General features: G+C 54.3%; 12 protein-coding genes. 4 read left to right on the top strand and 8 right to left on the bottom strand.

All coding sequences use genetic code 11. From position 1 onward, the window contains the following. The first annotated feature begins 170 nt into the window (after positions 1–170). Positions 171–449 (top strand): hypothetical protein, encoded by a 279-nt coding sequence (locus ACT3RQ_RS11160; protein WP_444639635.1) that lies wholly within the window; start codon positions 171–173, stop codon positions 447–449. A 173-nt stretch (positions 450–622) separates the two neighbouring features. Here the strand turns inward: ACT3RQ_RS11160 and ACT3RQ_RS11155 are convergent, their stop codons facing one another. The 8 genes from ACT3RQ_RS11155 to ACT3RQ_RS11120 all read right to left on the bottom strand — a co-directional run bounded on the left by ACT3RQ_RS11155 (position 623) and on the right by ACT3RQ_RS11120 (position 8,866). Next, positions 623–1,090 (bottom strand): hypothetical protein, encoded by a 468-nt coding sequence (locus ACT3RQ_RS11155; RefSeq protein WP_444680496.1) that lies wholly within the window; start codon positions 1,088–1,090, stop codon positions 623–625. A 235-nt stretch (positions 1,091–1,325) separates the two neighbouring features. Next, positions 1,326–2,924 (bottom strand): isocitrate lyase, encoded by a 1,599-nt coding sequence (locus ACT3RQ_RS11150; RefSeq protein WP_444680495.1) that lies wholly within the window; start codon positions 2,922–2,924, stop codon positions 1,326–1,328. A gap of 331 nt (positions 2,925–3,255) precedes the next feature. Further along, positions 3,256–4,437, bottom strand: a complete 1,182-nt coding sequence (locus ACT3RQ_RS11145) for a JmjC domain-containing protein (protein WP_444639637.1) — start codon at positions 4,435–4,437, stop codon at positions 3,256–3,258. Positions 4,438–4,467: 30 nt separating this feature from the next. Next, positions 4,468–5,856, bottom strand: a complete 1,389-nt coding sequence (gene purB / locus ACT3RQ_RS11140; RefSeq protein WP_444639638.1) for an adenylosuccinate lyase — start codon at positions 5,854–5,856, stop codon at positions 4,468–4,470. 77 nt (positions 5,857–5,933) lie between these two features. Continuing rightward, positions 5,934–6,575 carry a high frequency lysogenization protein HflD gene (gene hflD / locus ACT3RQ_RS11135; RefSeq protein ID WP_087106212.1) on the bottom strand — a complete coding sequence of 214 codons (642 nt, stop codon included), beginning with the start codon at positions 6,573–6,575 and terminating at the stop codon, positions 5,934–5,936. Then, the gene (gene mnmA / locus ACT3RQ_RS11130) at positions 6,572–7,729 is read right to left on the bottom strand and encodes a tRNA 2-thiouridine(34) synthase MnmA (RefSeq protein WP_444639639.1); all 1,158 of its coding nucleotides are present in this window, start codon (positions 7,727–7,729) and stop codon (positions 6,572–6,574) included. The genes hflD and mnmA overlap by 4 nt, the downstream gene beginning before the upstream one ends. Before the next feature lie 73 nt (positions 7,730–7,802). Beyond that, positions 7,803–8,258, bottom strand: a complete 456-nt coding sequence (locus ACT3RQ_RS11125) for an NUDIX domain-containing protein (protein WP_193054836.1) — start codon at positions 8,256–8,258, stop codon at positions 7,803–7,805. Beyond that, the gene (locus tag ACT3RQ_RS11120) at positions 8,255–8,866 is read right to left on the bottom strand and encodes a pseudouridine synthase (protein ID WP_444628534.1); all 612 of its coding nucleotides are present in this window, start codon (positions 8,864–8,866) and stop codon (positions 8,255–8,257) included. Before ACT3RQ_RS11120 ends, ACT3RQ_RS11125 begins: the two co-directional genes overlap by 4 nt. Before the next feature lie 231 nt (positions 8,867–9,097). Here ACT3RQ_RS11120 and ACT3RQ_RS11115 point away from each other — a divergent pair, with 231 nt between their 5' ends. The 3 genes from ACT3RQ_RS11115 (at position 9,098) to clpA (ending at position 14,366) form a co-directional block, all read left to right on the top strand. Beyond that, positions 9,098–11,332, top strand: coding sequence for an NADP-dependent isocitrate dehydrogenase (locus tag ACT3RQ_RS11115; RefSeq protein ID WP_444680494.1), 2,235 nt, complete (start codon positions 9,098–9,100; stop codon positions 11,330–11,332). A gap of 315 nt (positions 11,333–11,647) precedes the next feature. Continuing rightward, entirely contained in the window at positions 11,648–11,953 is a 306-nt protein-coding gene (gene clpS, locus ACT3RQ_RS11110) for an ATP-dependent Clp protease adapter ClpS (RefSeq protein WP_087106453.1), read from the top strand. A gap of 139 nt (positions 11,954–12,092) precedes the next feature. Then, complete coding sequence (clpA, locus tag ACT3RQ_RS11105) at positions 12,093–14,366, top strand: ATP-dependent Clp protease ATP-binding subunit ClpA (protein WP_444680493.1); 2,274 nt, start codon at positions 12,093–12,095, stop codon at positions 14,364–14,366. Positions 14,367–14,421: the final 55 nt, after the last annotated feature.

The raw sequence follows: 14,421 nt of genomic DNA, 5'->3' as shown, positions 1-14,421 counted from the left end.
CTTTCGGTGAGTGCATGTCCCAATATGGTAACGCGTGAGGCGTGGCTTGTCAGGGGGTAAACCGGGTTTTTACGCCTGATCGTTAATAGTGGTGTTGCGCCTTGCAGTCACCGGGGATACTCTAAGCCAACAACTTTTCCCTTTTTAAGATCACATTCACTGGAGCTTGCATGACAATCTTCTTTATTTGGCTTATTGCATTTGTCCTGATTGCCTACTTTGCCAATCAGAAGTGGAATAATGGCCTCAGCCAAGGCCTGGACCGGCTTTTGCCTGGCGTGATGAAAAGCCACGGCGATAACCGCTACTTGTGGGTAACGACGCTGGCTGTATTAGGCGCAACAACGCTGGTTCGTCCGGTGGATATTTTGCTTGTGACTATTTTGCTGGCGTTGGTTGGTTGGGCCATTGTGAAACTGGCCGGTTGGGCGAGCAATATGTCGCACTAATTAAGCTATCAAGCGGCGAATGTGATTGCCGCTATGAACATAAAAATGCCCGGCTAAAGATAGCCGGGCATTTTTTTGCGTTAAAACGAATAGCTTACTTAACGTGGTAAATGTTCATCTTACCTGGCGACAAGCCCGAGACCTATCAACCCGAGCCTATCGGCGAAGCGCTATTAATACGGAGCGACGCTTACGTTTGAGCCACTACCGATCAGGCGAACACGCTGGCCTGCCTGGTAGGCGTGATCAGCTCCTTGTACCACCACCACGTCGCTGCCATCATCAAGGCGGATTTCCATTTCCAGTGCGCTGATGCGGTTGGCGCGGTCTTCAGCAGCGGTGCCCGCAATCGTGCCACCCAGAGCGCCGGCAACAGTTGCCAACTGACGACCTGAACCGCCACCCACTTGGCTACCCAACAGGCCACCAATAATGGCGCCGCCGCCACTACCCAGCAAGCCTCCCGCACGGCTATCTGCCTGAATTTGTACGGGCCTTACCGCGACGATGGTTCCATAGGTAACGCTTTGGCTGGTTTTAGCTTGGTTGCCGCGATACACATCACCTGAGTAGGGGGCAGTGTTGGCACACCCGGCCAGGGTCAGGATGCTTAACGCAGCAACAGCTAGTAAACGTTTCATTAAAACCTCCAAGGTATGCAGCTTAAAAAAGTAGTAGTCAGGTGCTTCAAGGGTAGTGCAATGTTTATAAAAAGTAACTGAATTGACTAATTAAGACCAGAGAATATCAAAAGGCCGTAAATCCCAGTGTAGACAGAGAATAAGAAAACAGTGTGCATATCTAACAATAAAAAAAGGAGGCTAAAAAGCCTCCTAAGATAAAGATACTTCGTCGTGGAGTGCGGGTACGGCTACATTAGCCAAACTGGTTCATTGTATTATCTTTGCCGCCCGCTTTAAGCGCTGCGTCGCCGTGGAAGAACTCCTTATGGTCATCGCCAATATTAGAGCCTGCCATGTCTTGATGTTTTACCGTGGCAATTCCTTGGCGAATCTCTTCTCGCTGAACACCTTGTACGTAGGCCAGCATACCCTCTTCACCAAAGTAGCCCTTGGCCAAGTTGTCGGTTGAAAGCGCCGCAGTGTGGTAGGTGGGCAGCGTAATAAGATGGTGAAAAATGCCCGCTTCACGGGATGAGTCACGCTGGAAATTGCGCGTCCATTCATCCGCCAACTGGCCAAGCTCGGTAGTGTCGTACTCGACACTCATTAGCTTGTCACGCTGATAGGCGGACACATCCTTACCCTCGGCTTGCCAGGCATCGAACACCTGCTGGCGGAAATTGAGCGTCCAGTTGAAAGAGGGCGAGTTGTTGTAAACCAATTTGGCATCGGGCACCACTTCGCGGATACGGTTGACCATGCTGGCAATTTGCCCAACGTGGGGCTTTTCCGTTTCGATCCACAGCAAGTCGGCGCCATTTTGCAGGCTGGTAATACAGTCAAGAATGACGCGGTCTTCACCCGATCCAGCTTTAAACTGATAAAGGCCTGATGCCAAACGCTTGGGCTTGACCAGCTTGCCGTATTGCTTGATAACCACATCGCCATTATTGATATCGGCAGCATTCTCGATAGCGTCACCATCCAGAAAGCTGTTGTACTGATCGCCGAGGTCGCCTGGCTCATGGGTTACAGCAATCTTCTGGGTCAGCCCAGCGCCCAACGAGTCCGTACGAGCAACGATAACGCCATCTTCCACGCCGAGCTCAAGAAACGCGTACCGGACAGCGTTAATTTTGGCTAGAAAATCCTCGTGCGGAACCGTGACCTTGCCATCCTGGTGGCCGCACTGTTTCTCGTCGGACACCTGGTTTTCGAGCTGAATGCAGCATGCGCCGGCTTGAATAAACTTCTTCGCTAGCAGATAGGTGGCTTCCGCATTACCAAAACCGGCATCAATGTCGGCAATAATAGGCACGATATGAGTATCATAATTGTCGATTTTGCTAATGACTTCCTGCTCTTTGGCGCTGTCACCGCTGGATTTTGCGTCATCCAGCGCGCGGAAAAGGTGATTAAGCTCCCAGGCATCGGCCTGCTTCAAGAAGGTGTAAAGCTCCTCAATCAGGTTGGCGACCGAGGTTTTCTCATGCATGGACTGGTCGGGCAGGGGGCCAAACTCGGAACGTAAGGCAGCGACCATCCAACCCGAAAGGTAGAGGTAGCGGCGCTTGGTGGTGCCGAAATGCTTTTTGATGGAGATCATCTTCTGCTGACCAATAAAACCGTGCCAGCAGCCTAGCGACTGCGTGTACTGTGCCGTATCGGCATCGTAGGCAGCCATGTCATTGCGCATTATCTTGGCGGTATAGCGCGCAATATCGAGCCCTGTATGGAAACGGTTTTGAGCACGCATCCGCGCTGCATGTTCAGGCTTAATTGCCTCCCACTTGCCGCTTTGGGCCTCACGTAATTGAGCGATGGCTTTAATATCGTTGAGTAGTCCAGACATGAGCAATTCCTCCAGGGTAAACAGCACTTCGCAAGGTTGTGTTTGTGCTGCGCTTGCGAAAACGTTATCAGCGTCTACCGGCCGTAAGGCGTGGTTTCTGTCTAGGCAGAGATACCTGGTAGCGCTGCAGTGCAATAACTATTGACGACAAGGAGGGATTCAACAATTGACACTTGGAGGCAGACGGGGTTGTAACTTGACGACAGAGGGTTAACAAAATGGCGTGTTTGTGTAGTCGTTTTTCGTCAGGCGCGTCACCGGCCCATAAAAAACGCCATCCGAAGATGGCGTTTGGTGCTCAATATTGAGAGACGTTGGGTAGGTGCTGGATCTACTCTTCGTCCTCTTCTTCATCCATAAAGCCCATGCTGCCAGTGTTAACCAGCTGGGTAAGTAACGCCGCCGCACCATCAAGCTCAAGAACGTCTTCATAGAAGGGAGCCGATTCTGACAGGTGCTTGGCAAGTGCTTCAGAGCAGGAATGACCATCGCCATCGACAAACAGCGTGGTGCCGCGCGAATCGCTACGCCAGGCAAAGCGTGACCCGGGCATTGCAAAAAGCGGTTCACCCGCTTGCAGGTGCGCGACCAGCGCTGCTTCATCCAACGGCGACTCCAGCGGAGCGACCTGATCCATGTACTTGGGTTGCGTCATCACACGGCCAAACCACTGCGCCATTTGCTCAGGGTTGTCCAGCGTTGACAGCATAAACTGGCGCATGCGCTCGATAGCCGCATCATCCAGCTCACCGGCTTGGCTTGCGGGCGCCATGCCCGCATCGCTGTAGCGTTTTGACGCGGGCAACTGCTCGCCCAGGTAATCCGCGTAAGAGGTAATGGACTCATCGGCAGAGGGTGCGCGAAAGCCTACCGAAATCGTCATGCAGTCATCGGTCTGGCTGACGCCGTGATGTGCCCAACCCGGCGGAAGATACAGCATATCGCCTGGTGCCAATGTCCAGTCTGAGTCTGGTTCAACCTCAAAGGTTTCCAGGATACGCAGGTCAATGCCCTGAATAATCGGGGCGTCATCGGACTGCTTACCCCCCAGCTGCCAACGGCGGTGACCGCTGGCTTGTAGTAAAAAGACATCGTACTGGTCGATATGCGGGCCGACGTTTCCACCTGGCGGTGCATAGCTGATCATAATATCGTCTAACCGCCAGCGTGGCAGAAAGTCGAATTCATCCATCAGCGCAGCAACCGCCGGTACATAGTGGTCAACCGCCTGCACTAACAGGCTCCAGTGGCCTTCAGGCAGGCGCTCAAACGTAGCTTCATCAAGCGGGCCATGAGAAACCTGCCAGGCCCTGTCGGGGCCTTTCTCTTCTACCAGGCGCGCTTCTACACCCGGTTCACAAGCAAGGCCCGCCAGTTCATCAGGATCAATCGGGCTTAGAAAGTCAGGTATAGCGCCACGAATCAGCAGCGGTTTCTGTTGCCAGTAGTGGGCCAGGAAGTCCTCGGGCGTTAAATCGCCCAGCAGGGTAAGTGGCTTATCGTGTTGGCTCATGGCGGTATCCTAATTGAGTGGCCGCAGCGCTTATGACAAGCTGCCCAGGCGTTGAGTAAGTGCTTCAGCTTGCGCTTGTGCATTACCAATATAGCTTGCCGGGGAGAGCTCTTTAAGCGCTGCTTTAACGTCGTCTGGCAGTTCAAGGGTATCAATGAAGGCGGCAAAGCCTGCCTGATCAATACGCTTGCCACGTGTCAGCTCTTTAAGTTTTTCGTAGGGTTTTTCAATACCGTAGCGGCGCATAACGGTTTGAATCGGCTCGGCCAGCACTTCCCAGCTGTTATCCAGGTCGGCGGCCAGGCGCTCAGGGTTGGCTTCCAGTTTGCTGATGCCTTTTAAGCTGGCGTGATAGCCAATCAGGCCATACGCCAAACCTACACCTAAATTGCGCAGCACGGTGGAGTCGGTCAAGTCGCGTTGCCAGCGGGAAATGGGCAGTTTTTGCGCCAGGTGAGCAAGCACGGCGTTCGCCAGGCCGAGGTTGCCTTCCGAGTTTTCAAAGTCGATAGGGTTAACCTTGTGCGGCATCGTAGACGAGCCGATTTCGCCTTCAACCGTGCGCTGCTTGAAGTAACCCAGCGAAATATAACCCCAAACGTCACGATCAAAGTCGATCAAAATGGTGTTGAAACGGCATACCGCATCGAACAGCTCGGCAATGTAGTCGTGCGGCTCAATTTGTGTCGTGTAGGGGTTGAAGCTTAGTCCCAGCCCTTCGACGAAGGTGCGCGCATTGGCTTCCCAATCGATGTCGGGGTAGGTGGTCAAGTGAGCATTGTAGTTGCCAACGGCGCCGTTGATTTTACCCAAAATTTCAACGCGTTCGACCTGCTTGAGCTGGCGCTTTAAGCGGTAGGCCACGTTAGCCATTTCTTTGCCAAGCGTGGTGGGGCTTGCCGTTTGGCCGTGGGTGCGCGAGAGCATTGGCTGAGCAGCGTGGGTAATCGCGAGCTTAGCCACTTCATCGGCTACTTCGTGCATGGTAGGCAACAGTGCTTTAAGGCCATCGGCCAGCATTACACCGTAAGAAAGGTTGTTGATGTCTTCCGAGGTGCACGCAAAGTGAATGAACTCGGTCACTGCGTTCAATTCGGCGTTGCCAGCAATTTTCTCTTTCAGGAAGTACTCGACGGCTTTCACGTCATGATTGGTCGTCCGCTCAATCTCTTTGATACGTTCGGCATCAGCAATCGAAAACTCACCCACTAACTGCTCAAGAAAGGCGGTCGCCTCGGCGGAGAGAGGCGGCACTTCAATGATTTGATGGTGCTCCGCCATGCGCTGCAACCAGCGTACTTCCACAATTACACGGGCGCGTATCAGACCAAATTCACTGAAGTGTTCGCGCAGCGCGGACGCTTTGGCGCTGTAGCGACCGTCAACAGGAGAGAGAGCAGTCAAAGCGGAGAGTTGCATGGCATCGTTTCCAAGTAGTTCAAGAACAGGTGAGTCGGGAAAAAGTAAAGAGGCGCAATATCCGCCATTTAAAAGCGTTAACCGAGGCTATCCAGCGCACGGCGCAGAGCTTTGCGCTGAAAAATCAACTTCCAGCGGCGTCCACCCTGCTGATGCCATAAGAGCCCAAACCGAATGCCTGACAATAAGCAGGCACGCACGCGTTCCGGCATCATACGGCTTTGCAGTAACGAGGGGTCACCCTGCACTACAATGCGCGTTTTAAACGTGGAAACCGTCTCCTTGTAAGCTTCGCCGAGGCTTGAGATGACGTTTTCATGGGTAGCGCTAAAGTGTTCGGCCTGACCCTGAATACGGGTAAGGTGCTGGCCCAGAGAATCCATCATGTCGTTGTTGGTGCGCAGCTTATTCATGACCAGTAAAATCGTAAAACCGTAGCGCAGCACTACCGGGTTGGCCTGCTTACGGCCTACCAGCGCCTCAAGCGTTTCAAGGCCACGGCGCAGGTTGTTGGGGTGGCCGCCATAGATCGCTTCAAAGCTTTCCGGGTTGGTATCCACGGTCGCTTCAATCAGCGTGTCCCAGGAGCGGGTATCCACTTGGCCGGTGCGCGCTAGCTCATCCACCAGGCTGGCTGCTTGAAACACTCCGGCCAAGGCAAGTGCCTGGCGTATAGCAGGTGAGTCAGGTGCCCGGTGAATGGGAGTGGGGGTGCTCATGCGGCAGTCTCCGTGGCATTCCATGTCGCGCGAATAACGCCGCCGCCCAAACAGATATCGCCATCGTAAAGTACCAACGATTGGCCGGGCGTCACCGCCCACTGCGGGTCATCGAACGTCACTTCAACGCCGCCATCGGGCAACGTGCGCATTTCGCAGGGGCAGTCGCTCTGCCGGTAGCGAGTTTTGGCGGTAAACCGGCCTGACGCTGCGGGTGGTTCGCCTGCGACCCAGTCCATGGCCTCGGTGGCCAACGTATCCGAAAAAAGCAGCGGATGATGCTTGCCTTGTACCACGACCAGTACGTTGCGCTCTAAATCTTTTGTCGCTACGTACCATGGGTCTTCGGAGTAGTTGGCCAGCCCGCCAATCCCCAGCCCTTGGCGCTGCCCCAGGGTGTAGTACATCAGCCCCATGTGGTCGCCAATTACATCGCCTTCAGGTGTCTCAATCTTGCCGGGTTGCGCGGGTAGATACTGCTGTAAAAAGTCACGGAAGCGCCGTTCGCCGATAAAGCAGATACCCGTGGAATCTTTCTTTTTGGCGGTGATCAGGTCGTGTTCTTCGGCAAGCGCACGAACGGCGGGTTTTTCCAGCTCACCCACCGGGAACAGCGTGCGGGCGATAGCCGCTTCGGGCACCGCGTGCAGGAAGTAACTCTGATCCTTGTTACCGTCCAGCCCTTTAAGCAGGCGCGGGCGAACACCACTGGTGCCTTGGCGAACGCGTCCTTCACGCACATAGTGGCCGGTGGCGATCTTCTCGGCGCCCAGCATTTCGGCGTACTCAAGAAACACCTTGAACTTGATTTCCCGGTTGCACAGGATGTCGGGGTTGGGTGTACGCCCGGCCTTGTACTCTTCCAGGAAGTGCTCAAACACGTTATCCCAGTACTCGGCGGCAAAGTTGGCCGTATGCAGCTTGATGCCCAGCTTGGCACATACTGCTTCGGCGTCGGCAAGGTCTTCCTTTGCCGTGCAGTATTCAGTGCCGTCGTCTTCGTCCCAGTTCTTCATGAACAGGCCTTCCACCTCGTAACCCTGCTGCTGCAGGATAAGAGCGGAGACAGACGAATCGACGCCACCCGACATGCCGACAATTACTTTGCCTGCGGCGGGCGCCTCGGTAATGGGCGAGCCATTGGTGGATGTCATTGGCATCCTCGGTTGAAGTGGTATGCAATTGGGCGGTGATTATACACGATGGGGGGTTGGTGCTTCGAGTGCTTCACTCTTGAATGACGCTTAATGGATAGCAGCGTTCGCAGATAGCGTCCTCAATGCGTTTGAGTACCAAGGGGCTTCTTAAGCGGTTTGCGTCTTTTAAGGCGCGAATTTCGTCAAGCGTTAGCCAGTGGGTCGCCACAATGTCACGGTCCAGTGGGGTGTCTAGCTGCTTAAGCGGCTCGGCAAGAAACCCGTGGCTGTGAAAGGTTTGGCCACTCTTTGCGTGAAAAACATACAGACCTAAATAGCCCGTAAGCGTCACCTGCCAGGCCGTCTCTTCTTGCACTTCCCGTACGATTGCCGCCATGGGGCCTTCGCCCAACTCTATATGCCCCGCCGGTTGGTTAAAAACGGTAGTTGGGCCGCCCTTGGCTTCTTCAACCAGTAAAAAGCGGTCGTGACGTTGAATAACACAGGCGGCTGTACTGTGAATGGCACTGCTTCGAGTAGCGCTCATGAGGGCTTTCGCTGGCGCGAGGCAGGCGATTTGCCCGAGCGCTGGGAACCTGGCGCCTTCCTTGGGGCATGCAGGGTTTCCTTGCGCCATTCACCAGGCTGTAAATCACCCAACTGCCAGGCGCCTATCGAGGCACGAATCAAGCGTAGCGTGGGAAACCCGACGTGGGCGGTCATCCGGCGTACCTGGCGGTTGCGGCCCTCGCTAATGGTCAGTTCCAGCCAGCTAGTGGAGGGGTGGCGCTTGGGGTCGATGGCCGGTTCGCGGGGAGCAAGTGCCGGTGGCGCTATTAGTCGAGCTTTGGCAGGGCGGGTAGGGCCGTCCTTCAAGGTAATCCCGGCCCGCAACGCATTAAGCGCGGTGTCGTCGACCTGGCCTTCAAGCTGTACCCAATAGGTTTTGGGTTGCTTGTGGCGAGGGTGCGCAATTCGGTGGATGAGCGCGCCGTCATCACTAAGTAACAGGAGACCTTCAGAGTCATAATCAAGTCGTCCAGCCGCATAAACACCGGGCACCTTAATAACATCGGCAAGGGTAGCTCGCCCTTCGTTATCGGTAAATTGGGAGAGCATGCGGTAGGGTTTGTGGAGTAAATATAGGCTGCTCATAACGTCTCTTACATCTTGCGCCGGATTTGTCGACAATCTCTCATGCGGTTAAAGTGCAGCGCTGGTATACTCCTGCGTGACCGCTGGAGTCGTCGTCAACACCACCGAAGTGATATCAAGGCAGCCAGATTGAGCTGCTTAGCGCGCTTCGCGGCACGGTCTATCGTCGAATGAGCCGCGTAGCTTAGTATTTTATAACTAAAGCGACAGAGAAAAGAGGTTAACGCAAAAATGTCCCAAACGCCGAAGATCATTTATACGCTCACCGACGAAGCCCCTGCGCTCGCGACATATTCCCTGTTACCGATTATCGATGCTTTTACAGACCCGGCCGGGATTGAAGTCGAGACACGCGACATTTCATTGGCGGCACGTGTGCTGGCCCAGTTCCCTGACCTGCTTAACGACGAGCAGCGCGTTAGTGATGACCTAGCAGAACTTGGCAAGTTAGCGACTACGCCCGAAGCCAATATTATTAAACTGCCCAATATCAGCGCCTCTGGCCCGCAGCTGAAAGCCACGATCAAAGAGCTTCAAGGCCAAGGCTACCCGCTGCCCGAGTACCCGGAAGAGCCTAAAAACGACGCAGAAAAAGCTATCAAGGCGGCTTACGACAAGGCCAAGGGTAGTGCGGTAAACCCAGTGCTGCGTGAAGGTAACTCTGACCGCCGTGCGCCGAAGTCGGTCAAGAACTACGCGCGCAAGTACCCGCATCGCATGGGCGAGTGGAGCAGCGACTCTCAGTCTCACGTGGCTCACATGAGCGAAGGCGACTTCTACGGCAGCGAGCAATCCGCTGTTATGGAAAAAGCCGGCAAGCTCAAGATTGAGCTGCAGCAAAAAGATGGCTCCACAACTGTCCTAAAAGAAGGCCTGGCCGTTCTTGAAGGCGAAGTGATTGATGCTGCCTGCATGAGCAGCCGTCGCCTGCGCAGCTTTATCGACAGCGAAATCAGCGATGCCAAGGCGCGCAACGTACTGTTCTCGCTCCACCTGAAAGCCACCATGATGAAGGTTTCCGACCCGATCATGTTCGGCATCGTGGTTGAAGAGTTCTACAAAGCCGCACTTGAAAAGCACGCCGATGCGCTGAAGTCAGCTGGCTTTAACCCTAATAGCGGTATTGGCGATCTCTACAGTGCCATTGAGTCGCTGTCCAGCGACCAGCAAGACGCTATCAAAGGTGATATCGAAGCGCTTTACCAAGAGCGCCCGCCGATGGCGATGGTGAATTCCCACAAGGGTATTACCAATCTTCACGTGCCTTCTGATGTGATCATCGATGCCTCCATGCCGGCGATGATTCGTGACTCCGGTAAAATGTGGGGTGCCGATGACCAATTGCACGACACCAAAGCGGTTATTCCGGATCGTTGCTACGCGACTATCTATCAAGCGGTGATCGAAGATTGCAAAAAGCACGGTGCGTTTGACCCAACCACCATGGGTAGCGTGCCTAACGTTGGCCTGATGGCGCAAAAAGCCGAAGAGTACGGCTCCCACGATAAAACCTTCCAGATCGCTGCCGATGGCACCGTGGTGGTGACGGACGAAAACGGCAACACGCTGTTTAGTCATGACGTCGAAGCAGGCGACATCTGGCGTATGTGCCAGACCAAAGATGCGCCGATTCAGGATTGGGTGAAGCTGGCTGTTACGCGTGCGCGCGAAAGCGGCGTTCCGGCTATTTTCTGGCTGGATGCTAACCGCGCTCATGATGCGCAACTGATCAAGAAGGTAGAAGCGTACCTTAACGATCACGATACCAACGGCCTGGATATCCGTATCCTGGCGCCGGTTGATGCCATGGCGGTATCGCTTGAGCGTATCCGCAAAGGCGAAGACACCATTTCTGTCACCGGCAACGTACTGCGCGACTACCTGACCGACCTGTTCCCGATCATGGAGCTGGGCACCAGCGCGAAGATGCTGTCTATCGTTCCGCTGATGAATGGCGGTGGTCTGTTTGAAACTGGCGCGGGCGGTAGTGCTCCCAAGCACGTTCAGCAGTTCCTGGAAGAGAACCACCTGCGTTGGGACTCGTTGGGCGAATTCCTCGCGCTGGCGGCATCGCTTGAGCACCTGGGCAGCACCTTCGGCAACGCACGTGCCACTGTGCTGGCGAAGACACTTGATGAAGCCAACGGCAAGTTCCTGGATAGCAACAAGTCGCCTTCACGTAAGGTCGGTGAGCTTGATAACCGTGGTAGCCACTTCTACCTGGCACTTTATTGGGCAGAGGCGCTGGCCGCTCAGAATGACGATGCTGAGCTGAAAGCACTGTTTGCTCAGTTGGCCGAGAAGCTGGAAGCCAATGAGCAAACCATCGTTGCAGAACTTAACGATGTTCAAGGAAAAGCCGTTGATATTCAGGGCTATTTCCGTCCGAACGGTGAGCTGGCAAGCCAGGCCATGCGCCCGAGCAAAACGCTGAACGAAGCGTTAGCCGTGGTGGCAAAAGGTTAAGGCCAAAATGCCCTCGTTAATGGGGGCGTGAAAGCGAAACCCTCGTTCCAATAAAGAACGGGGGTTTTTGACTTTTGAAGTATGATATTTTTGATGCCACGTGAACCCTTGTAGAACTTAAGCGTCATAGTCTTTGACGGGTTACCCTTGCGGCTGCAAAGGTGGAGTCGTTTCGACTAGGTCGTTTTATGCGTCTTGAGAGAACTAACAGTGCGATCTATGTCTATTCCAATGTTTGATATGACAATGTTCGGTATGACGACGGTTGATGTAACCGCAATGTCATATGCGATGGCCGGCATGACGCGGCCTGAAATGCCTGATGATGGGGATGTAGCGACTCAGTCTGCTGAGCCCGCTTTAGCACAACCGCCTCTATACAAAGTCGTGCTGCATAACGACGACTACACGCCCATGGATTTTGTTATTGAAGTGCTGCAAGAATTTTTCAGTATGGATAGCGAAAAAGCGGTGCAAACAATGCTGGCGGTGCATACCCAAGGAAAAGCGACCTGTGGTGTTTTTACACGAGACATTGCCGAGACCAAATGCCATCAGGTTAATGAGTATGCACGTGAATGCGAACACCCGTTAATGAGTGATATTGAAGCCGCAAATTGAAAGGGTTGATAAAAATTTGTCGGTGAGGCTTGCAACCCTGCCATTTGTACCCGATGTTGAAAGTGCCGGTCGACTAAATTGATCCGACGCAAGTCCTAGGTGGCGAAATGCCCTAGGTAGTAGCGAAAAGGGGACTGCCATGCTGAGCAAAGAACTTGAACTGACCCTGAACACGGCTTTTACCGTGGCCCGTTCAAAGCGCCACGAGTTCATGACCGTTGAGCACCTACTGTTAGCGTTGCTGGACAATGCCTCAGCAGTTGATGTCTTAAAAGCGTGTGGGGCAAACCTCGACAAGCTGCGGTCCGATCTGCAGGATTTTATTAATTCAACCACACCGCTTATTCCCGAAGGCCATGGGGACCGTGAAACGCAGCCAACGCTTGGTTTTCAGCGTGTGCTACAGCGGGCGGTTTTCCATGTTCAGTCGTCAGGCAAAAGCGAAGTTACCGGCGCCAATGTATTGGTGGCCATTTTTTCTGAGCAGGAAAGCCAAGCGGTCTATTTCCTCAAGCAGCAAAGCGTTGCTCGTGTCGATGCGGTTAACTACATCGCCCACGGTATTTCCAAAGTAGCAGGCCATGGCGAGGCGCCGTCATCATCGCAAGAGGGTGAGGAGATCGAAGAGGGCGCAAGTGAAGGTGGCGCACATCCGTTGACCGGGTATGCCACTAACCTGAACGAGCAGGCCCGCTTGGGCAAAATTGACCCGTTGATTGGCCGTGACCACGAACTTGAGCGCGTTGTGCAGATTCTGGCGCGTCGGCGTAAAAACAACCCGCTGCTAGTCGGCGAGGCTGGCGTAGGCAAGACCGCTGTGGCCGAAGGCCTTGCCAAGCGTATCGTTGAAGAAGACGTTCCGGACGTTATTGCAGACGCCGTAGTTTATTCGCTGGATATGGGCGCGCTGCTTGCCGGAACCAAATACCGTGGCGATTTTGAAAAACGTCTAAAAAGCCTGCTGAGCGAGCTACGCAAGCAGCCCAATGCCGTACTGTTTATCGATGAGATTCATACGATTATCGGTGCGGGTGCTGCCTCTGGTGGCGTAATGGATGCCTCTAACCTGCTGAAACCGCTGCTCTCCTCGGGCGAGCTGCGCTGTATTGGCTCCACGACGTTCCAGGAATTTCGCGGTATTTTTGAAAAAGATCGTGCATTGGCGCGTCGCTTCCAGAAAGTCGACGTACTCGCGCCCTCGGTTGACGATACGATCAAGATTCTTAAAGGGTTGCGCTCTCGCTTTGAAGAGCACCACGAGCTTAAGTACACCGATGGTGCGCTGGAAAGTGCGGCACGTTTGGCCGATCGTTACATCAATGATCGTCATTTGCCGGATAAGGCCATTGACGTCATTGACGAGGCGGGCGCTCACCAGCGGCTATTACCCCCTGAAGTGCGCAAAAACACCATTGATGTAGAGCAGGTGGAAGCCATTGTGGCCTCTATCGCACGCATTCCGCCGAAGAGCGTTTCAAGCTCGGACCGCAAGCTGCTTGAGAAGCTCGACCGCGACCTGAAAATGCTGGTGTTCGGGCAGGACGAAGCCATTGATACGCTCTCTGCCGCTATCAAGCTTTCGCGCGCTGGGCTTAAATCGCCCGATAAGCCGGTAGGTAGCTTCCTGTTTGCTGGGCCGACGGGGGTAGGTAAAACCGAAGTGGCCAAGCAGCTTGCCCATATCATGGGTATCGAGCTTGTGCGCTTTGATATGTCGGAATACATGGAGCGTCACACCGTATCGCGCTTGATCGGTGCGCCTCCCGGCTATGTTGGGTATGACCAGGGCGGGCTGTTAACCGAAGCAGTGACCAAGCAGCCGCACTGCGTACTGTTGTTGGATGAGATTGAGAAAGCGCACCCGGAAGTCTTTAACCTGCTACTGCAGGTAATGGACCATGGCCGCCTGACCGATAACAACGGCCGTGAAGCTGACTTCCGCCATGTTATTGTCATCATGACCTCTAACGCAGGTGCCGAGCAGGCCTCGCGTCGCTCTATCGGTTTCCAAAGCCAGGATCACTCAACCGATGCGATGGAAGTTATCCGCCGTACGTTCTCGCCGGAGTTCCGTAACCGCTTGGATGGTATCATTCAGTTCCATGCGTTACCGACGTCTGTTGTGCGTAACGTGGTCGACAAGTTCTTGATTGAACTGCAGGCGCAGCTGGACGAGAAGCGTGTACAGCTCGAGGTTGATGATGCGGCCCGGGACTGGTTAGCCGAGAAAGGTTACGATCCGGATATGGGTGCTCGCCCCATGGCGCGCTTGATTCAAGAGAAGCTGAAAAAGCCGCTTGCTGAAATGATTCTGTTTGGCGAGTTGGCCGATAATGGCGGTATTGTGCATGTCAGTCTGGAGGAGGGGGAGCTGCATCTCTCCACCGAGACTGAGATGGCGGATGCGCCCTGAAAAGGGCGCTAAGATCGCCTTAATGCGTAGCGCCTAATCATACCGTAATGCACAG

The sequence above is a fragment of the Halomonas sp. AOP43-D1-4 genome (assembly GCF_052446175.1).
Lineage (GTDB): Bacteria > Pseudomonadota > Gammaproteobacteria > Pseudomonadales > Halomonadaceae > Vreelandella > Vreelandella citrativorans.
The sequence above is the reverse complement of the archived record's forward strand: the minus strand, read 5'-3'. Positions and strand labels throughout refer to the sequence as shown.